The organism is Marinitenerispora sediminis, assembly GCF_003336425.1.
GTDB lineage: Bacteria > Actinomycetota > Actinomycetes > Streptosporangiales > Streptosporangiaceae > Marinitenerispora > Marinitenerispora sediminis.
This window is the reverse complement of sequence record NZ_QEIO01000213.1, coordinates 1-6,721: the sequence shown is the minus strand read 5'-3', so window position 1 is coordinate 6,721 and position 6,721 is coordinate 1. Positions and strand designations below refer to the sequence as shown.

The following is a 6,721-nucleotide window of genomic DNA, read 5'->3' as shown; positions in this document are numbered from 1 at the left end:
GCGCGGCCCCGGCGCGAGTCAGTCGAGGATGAGCGGGCGCAGGGTGCGGTGCGCGATCCGCAGTCCCTGGGTGACGCGCTCGTCGTCGCCGCCCCACACGGGGTCCTCGTGCTCGACGGAGAGCGTGCCGGTGAAGCCGTGCTCGTACAGCCGGTCGACGACGTTCGTCCAGGAGACCTGCCCGAGGCCCGGGACGCGGTACCGCCACCAGCCCATGCCCCAGGGGTCGGTCCGGTCGGTCGCCGGGCCGAAGTGCCCGAAGCGGTTGCGGGCCCGCGGGTCCAGTTCGACGTCCTTGGCCTGGGCGTGCACGATCCGCTCCGCGTACGGCGCGATGACCTCCACCGGGTCGATCCCGATCCACACCAGGTGGGAGGGGTCGTAGTTGAGGTACAGGCCGAGGGAGAACATCCACTCCCACAGCTCCGGCGAGTACGCCAGGTTGCCCGGGTAGCCGTCGGGGTGCCAGCCCTCCATGACGCAGTTCTCGACGATGATCCGCACATTGCGCTCGCCGGCGTACTCCACCAGTTCCGGGAGGATCCGCTCGGCCTCCCGGAGGTTCTCCGCCACCGGCCGGGTCCAGTCCCGTCCGACGAACGTGCCCACGTACGGCACCCCGAGCGCCTGGGCGGCGTCGATCGCGTGCTTGAGGTGGGCGCGGATCCCGGCGCGGCGCTCCGGATCCGGGTGCAGGTTGTTCTCGTAGTAGGCGAACGCGGAGAGCTCCAGGCCGTGCCGGTCGAACAGCTCCCGGGTCCGGTCCACCTCGCGCGGGCCGAAGTCGGCCACCGGGAGGTGGCTGGCCACGAAGTCGCGCCCGCCGGCGTCCGGCCAGACGGCGACCTCCAGCGCCTGGTAGCCGTTCTCGGCGGCCCAGGCGGCGATACGCGCCAGCGGCCAGCCGGGCAGGCACGCGGTCAACATGCCGAGTTTCATGATCAGATCTCCGTCCACGTGGCGGTGCTGGCGGACCGGATGGCCGCGGCCACGACCCGGGTGGCGCGCAGGCCGTCCTCGAAGGTGGGCAGCCCCTCGGGGGCGGCGCCGTCGATGGCGGCGTAGGTGTCGGCGACGAACGCGTCGAAGCACTGGGCGTAGCCCTGCGGGTGGCCGGGCGGCAGCACGGAGAGCCGGCGCTGCTCCGCGGAGCCGGTCTGCGGGTCGCGGAAGAGCACGCGCGCCTCGTCCGGCGCCCCGATCCAGACGCTCTCGGGGTTCTCCTGGTCGAAGACCGCGCTGGCCCGGGCGCCGTCGAGCTCGAACCACAGCCGGTTCTTGCGCCCGGCCGCCACCTGGGAGACGACCGCGCTGGCGAGCACCCCCGACGCGGTCCGCAGGACGAGTCCGGCGGAGTCCTCGGTGCGTACCGCGGCGGCGTCGGCGCCGGGCGCCGCGGGGCGCTCAGGTACCGACGTGGACATCTCGGCCACCAGCCGGTGGAAGCGCTCGCCGCTGGTCCACTCGACCAGGTCGCACCAGTGCGACCCGATGTCGGCGAACGCGCGGGACGCGCCGCCGGCGTCCGGGTCCACCCGCCAGTCGGTGGCCGCCGGCGACAGCATCCAGTCCTGCAGGTAGCTGCCGTGCATGAGGTGCCAGTCGCCGAACTCGCCGGCGATCCGCCGGGCCCGGATCTCCCGGACCAGCGGGTGGTAGCGGTAGACGAACGGGACGGTCGCCACCAGGCCGGTCTCCCGGGCGAGCGCGGCGAGGCGTTCGGCGTCGGCGACCGAGGTGGCGAGCGGCTTCTCGCAGACGACGTGCTTGCCGGCGGCGAGCGCGCGCGCCGCGAAGTCGGCGTGCGTGGCGTTGGGCGTGCAGATGTGCACGACGTCCACCGCCTCGTCGGCGAGTACCTCGTCCAGCGACCCGTAGCCGCGGGTGTGCCACCGCGCGGCCTGCTCACGCGAGCGTTCGGGGGTCGAGGCGAGTACACCGGTGACGGCGGCTCCGGCGGCGAGGGCCGACCGGCGGTGGACCGTGCCGATCATCCCGGTTCCGACGATGGCGGCGCCGCGTCCGCCGGGTCGTCCGGGGACGCCCGGGGCGGGCGTCCCCGGGGAAGGAGTTCGCGGTGGGGAGGCGATGACCGAGCCCCTTTCTGACGTGGGGGATGTGATCTGCACAACGCCGGTTTCGTCCAGCGCCCAGAGTAAATCAGCCTTTTTATGGCAACAAGAGGCTGATTTAAGCTTGTTTCCGGCATAATTCTGGTAATTTGACGCGCGTGACAGCAGCGCACCGGGCCGTCGCCCCCTCGGTTGCCGCCGCCTCCGGACCGGCCCCCCGGCCGCGGCTCAGCCTGCTCGGCCTCCACCCCCGCTCCGGACCCGGCACCATCTACAGCCTGCTGACCCGGCTGATCGCCACCGGATCCGCCGAGAGCCGCGTCGACCTCGGCAGCGCCACCGGGCTGGCGCGCTCGACCGTCGGCGACCACCTCGACCGGCTGCTCGCGGCCGGGGTGCTCGTCGAGGGCGGCACGGTCGCCCGCGGCGGCCGGGGGCGGCCACCGCAGCGGCTCGCCCTCAACCGGCGCGCCGCCGTCGTGGGGGTCGCCGCGCTCGGTGCCCGCCGCGCCCGGGTGGCCGTCGCCGACCTCGCCCAGACCGTGCTGGCCGAGGAGGAGCTGCTCCTCGATGTGGCACGCGGCCCCGAGCACTGCGTCGACGTCGTCACCGAGCGGCTGCGCCGGCTGCTGGCGGCACGGGGGTACGGGGCGGAGGCCGTCGGCGTCGTGGTGGTCGGCGTGCCCGGGCCGGTGGACGTCCGCGCCGGTACGCCCGTCCGCCCCCCGATCATGCCGGGCTGGGACGAGTACCCGCTCGGCGCGGTGCTGTCCGAGCGGTTCGGCTGCCCGGCGCTGGTCGACAACGACGTCAACCTCATGGCGCTCGGCGAGGCCCGCAGCCTCGACCCCGGCGAGCTGCCGCTGCTCTTCCTCAAGATCGGGACCGGCATCGGCGGCGGCCTGGTCTCCGCCTCGGGCGAACTGCACCGGGGCGCGGACGGCTCCGCCGGCGACATCGGGCACATCCGGGTGCCCGGCGGCGACGACGTGGTGTGCCGCTGCGGCAACATCGGCTGCGTGGAGGCCGTCGCCTCGGCCGCCGCCATGCTGGAGCGGGTGCGGCGCGCCGGGACCGGGTCCGCGCACCGGGACCCGCGCGGATCCGCGGCGCCGGAGCGGCGCGAGCCGCGCCACATCGACGACCTGCGCGCACTGCTGCGGGCCGGCGACCCCGAGGCCGTGCGGGTGGTCCGCGAGTCGGCCGCCGCCATCGGCGAGATCACCGCCCTCCTCGTGCACGTCTACAACCCGGCGCGCATCGTGCTGGGCGGCGCCGTCAGCCAGGACAGCGACGACCTGCTGGCCGGGGTGCGCGGGGTCGTCTACCGGCGGGCGCTGCCCCTGGCCACCCGGCACCTCACGCTCGCCCCCAGCGTGCTCGGGCCGTCGGCCGGGGTCACCGGGGGCATCGTGCTCGGGGTCGAGCACATCCTCTCCCCGGACGGCATCTCCCACCTGATGGCGGCGGCCGCGGCGGGCGCGGCCGGCTGAGCGCCCGCGTCACCGGCTATTGACACGCGGTTGACCTCCTGTTTGTATGTGGCCTGTCTCACGACGGCGGTTTCGTCCACGCACCGTCGGTCGACGGGCGGCCCCGCCGCCCAGAGGAGACAGCCATGACCACCTCTCCGAGCGCCCGGATCGGCATCATCGGAACCGGAGCCGTCTTCCCCGCCTACGCCCGCGGCCTGGCCGCACTGCCCGGCCTGACCGTGGTCCGCGTCGCCGACCTCGACGAGGAGCGCTCCCGCACGGCCGCGGCGGAGTGGGGCATCCCCGCATGGGGCAGCGCGGCCGACCTGCTCGCCGACCCCGGCGTGGACGTCGTCGTCAACATCACCACGCCCGCCGCGCACGCCGCCCTCACCGACGCCGCCCTGGAGGCCGGCAAGCACGTCTACGTGGAGAAGCCGCTCGCGGTCACCACCCGGGACGCGCGGCGCAACATCGCCACCGCCGAGCGCACCGGCCGCGTCCTGGGCGGCGCTCCCGACACCTTCCTCGGCTCCGCTGCGCAGACCGCCCGCGCCGCCGTCGACGCCGGCCTGATCGGCCGGCCCTTCGCGGCCACCTCCTTCGTCCGCTCCTCCCGGGCGCAGACCTGGCACCCGGACCCCACCTTCCTGTTCAAGCCCGGCGGCGGCCCGGTCCTGGACTGGGGGCCCTACCACATCGCGGCCCTGGTCAACCTGCTCGGACCGATCACCCGGGTGGTCGGGGCCACCGCGAACGCCGAGCTGGAGATCCCGGTCACCGCGCCGGATCGGCGGGTGGAGCGGATCGACGTCGAGGTGGCCACCCACGCCACGTCGATCCTGCAGTTCACCTCCGGGGTGCTGGCGACGGCCGTGTACAGCTTCGACATCTGGGACACCGACCTGCCGCACATCGAGGTCTACGGCACCGAGGGCACCCTCCAGATCCCCGACCCCAACCACTTCGACGCCCCGGTGCGGCTGAAGCGCCGGACCGCCGACGAGTGGACGCAACTGCCCCCGGTGCTGCCGCTGTCCCGCCCGGACACCGGCGATGCCGGCATCTACCGCGGCCTCGGCGTCCAGGACCTGGTGGGCCACCTCGCCGGCGACGCGCACCGCGCCTCGGCCGGGCTCGCCCTCCACGTCCTCGACGTGCTGGAGCGGCTGCAGGACGCCACCCTCGCCGACGGCGTCGCCGACATCATGAGCAGCACGCAACGCCCGGCACCGGTGCGCGGGGTGGTGCCGCTCGCCGGCTGAGCCCGCCGGATGGCCCCGCCCGGACCACACGTTCCCGGGCGGGCCCGCGATAGGCCGCCTCTATCGGAGCGCCGCTGGCCGATAGGCGCGCGCTGTTGGACGCGGGGTCGCCCGCCGACGTTGAATGGCCGCAGCCCGGCAGGGGCCCGGGCGGTCCGTGCCGCCGGCGCGCCGGCGGCACGGCGACACCGCAGGCACGGCAGAGAGGTTCGCGTGAGACACCACGACATCGCGGTCATCCCGGGGGACGGCATCGGCACGGAGGTCATGCCCGAGGCGCTGCGGGTGCTGGAGGCGGTGGGCGCCCGGCACGGCATCCGCTTCGGGCTGCGGCACTTCGACTGGAGCTGCGAGACCTACAAGAGGACCGGCCGGATGATGCCCGAGGACGGTATCGACCAGCTGCGCGACCACGACGCCATCCTGCTCGGCGCGGTGGGCGCGCCCGGCGTGCCCGACCACGTGTCGCTGTGGGGGCTGCTCATCCCGATCCGTCGGGAGTTCGACCAGTACGTCAACCTCCGCCCGGTCCGGCTGCTGCCCGGGATCACCCCGCCGCTGCGCGACGTCGGGCCCGGGGACATCGACTTCTGGGTGGTCCGCGAGAACACCGAGGGGGAGTACTCCCAGCTCGGCGGCCGGCAGGCGGAGGGGACGCCGTCGGAGATGGTGCTCCAGGTCGCGGCGTTCACCCGGCGCGGCACCGACCGCATCCTGCGCTACGCGTTCGACTTCGCGCGCCGGCTCGGCCGCTCCCACGTCACGTCGGCGACCAAGTCCAACGGCATCTTCCACTCCATGCCCTACTGGGACGAGCGCTTCCGCGCGATCGCGGCGGAGTACCCCGGCATCGAGGCGGACCAGTACCACATCGACATCCTGTGCGCCCGCTTCGTCATGTCGCCGCAGCGCTTCGACGTCGTGGTGGGCAGCAACCTGTTCGGCGACATCCTGTCCGACCTCGGCCCGGGCGTCACCGGGACCATCGCGGTCGCCCCCTCCGGCAACATCAACCCGGAGCGCGAGCACCCGTCGATGTTCGAGCCGGTGCACGGCAGCGCCCCGGACATCATGGGCAAGGGCATCGCCAACCCGATCGGGCAGATCTGGTCGGCCGCCATGATGCTCGACCACCTGGGGGAGGAGCAGGCGGCCGCCGACGTGATGCGGGCGATCGAGACGGTGCTGGGCTCCGGCGACGCCCCCCTCACCCCGGACCTCGGCGGCACGGCCGCCACGAGCGACCTGGGCGCCGCTATCGCCTCGGCCATCTGACCCGGACCGCGGGCCGGTGCGCCGGCCCGCGCCCCCGTCACGGCGCGGCCGTGCGCAGCGCCAGGCCCGCGATCCGGGTGTCCAGCGGCGAAGCCCCCGGCAGCTCGTCGCCGGGCCGCCACAGGGTGACGCCGGCGATCTCCGCGTTGGGCACGAAACCGCCGCCCGCGCGCCGGAGCCGGGCCCGGTACACGGCGGCGAACTCCCGGCGGCGGACGCCCGGGACCGGCGTCGCCAGGTCGAACTCCGCCATCCCCGCGAGGTGGGCGGGCCCGGTCCGTCGGCCGGCCTCCTCGCGCAGCTCCCGGTGCGCGGCCCGCCGCGGGCTCTCGCCCGGCTCGATCCGGCCGCCGGGCAGCTCCCACTGACCGCGCCCGCGGTCGAACACGAGCAGCACCGCGCCCCGGAAGACGGCCGCCATGAGGGCGAGCGGCGGCGCGCCGCCACCGACGACCCCCGCGATCCCGCCCGCCGGGGCCCGGTGGAAGCCGACCAGTTCGTTGCCGCGCGCGTCGCGGAGCGGGGCACCTCCGCTCCTCCGCCACCCGTCCATCGCCGGCATCCTCGCGCCGCCGAGTGCACCACGGGGGCGCGGGGCGGCGCGGGCGCGGTCGCGTTCGGCCGCCGTCGCCGC

Annotated in this window: 6 protein-coding genes; 3 read left to right on the top strand and 3 right to left on the bottom strand. The window is 74.9% G+C overall.

What is annotated here, in order from left to right; genetic code table 11:
• Positions 1-18: 18 nt before the first annotated feature.
• A complete protein-coding gene (locus DEF28_RS24875) occupies positions 19-939 on the bottom strand; it encodes a sugar phosphate isomerase/epimerase family protein (protein ID WP_114400492.1) in 921 nt (306 codons plus the stop codon).
• 2 nt (positions 940-941) lie between these two features.
• A complete protein-coding gene (locus tag DEF28_RS24870) occupies positions 942-2,009 on the bottom strand; it encodes a Gfo/Idh/MocA family protein (RefSeq protein ID WP_258862697.1) in 1,068 nt (355 codons plus the stop codon).
• 221 nt (positions 2,010-2,230) lie between these two features.
• Here DEF28_RS24870 and DEF28_RS24865 point away from each other — a divergent pair, with 221 nt between their 5' ends.
• The 3 genes from DEF28_RS24865 (at position 2,231) to DEF28_RS24855 (ending at position 6,087) form a co-directional block, all read left to right on the top strand.
• Positions 2,231-3,565, top strand: coding sequence for an ROK family transcriptional regulator (locus DEF28_RS24865; protein WP_114400490.1), 1,335 nt, complete (start codon positions 2,231-2,233; stop codon positions 3,563-3,565).
• 125 nt (positions 3,566-3,690) lie between these two features.
• Positions 3,691-4,812 carry a Gfo/Idh/MocA family protein gene (locus DEF28_RS24860; protein ID WP_114400489.1) on the top strand — a complete coding sequence of 374 codons (1,122 nt, stop codon included), beginning with the start codon at positions 3,691-3,693 and terminating at the stop codon, positions 4,810-4,812.
• Between the two features lie 213 nt (positions 4,813-5,025).
• Positions 5,026-6,087: a tartrate dehydrogenase gene (locus DEF28_RS24855; RefSeq protein ID WP_114400488.1), complete on the top strand. Its 1,062-nt coding sequence runs from the start codon at positions 5,026-5,028 to the stop codon at positions 6,085-6,087.
• A gap of 37 nt (positions 6,088-6,124) precedes the next feature.
• Here DEF28_RS24855 and DEF28_RS24850 read toward each other — a convergent pair.
• On the bottom strand, positions 6,125-6,721 hold a 597-nt coding region (locus DEF28_RS24850; protein ID WP_267900215.1), incomplete at its 5' end, for an NUDIX hydrolase.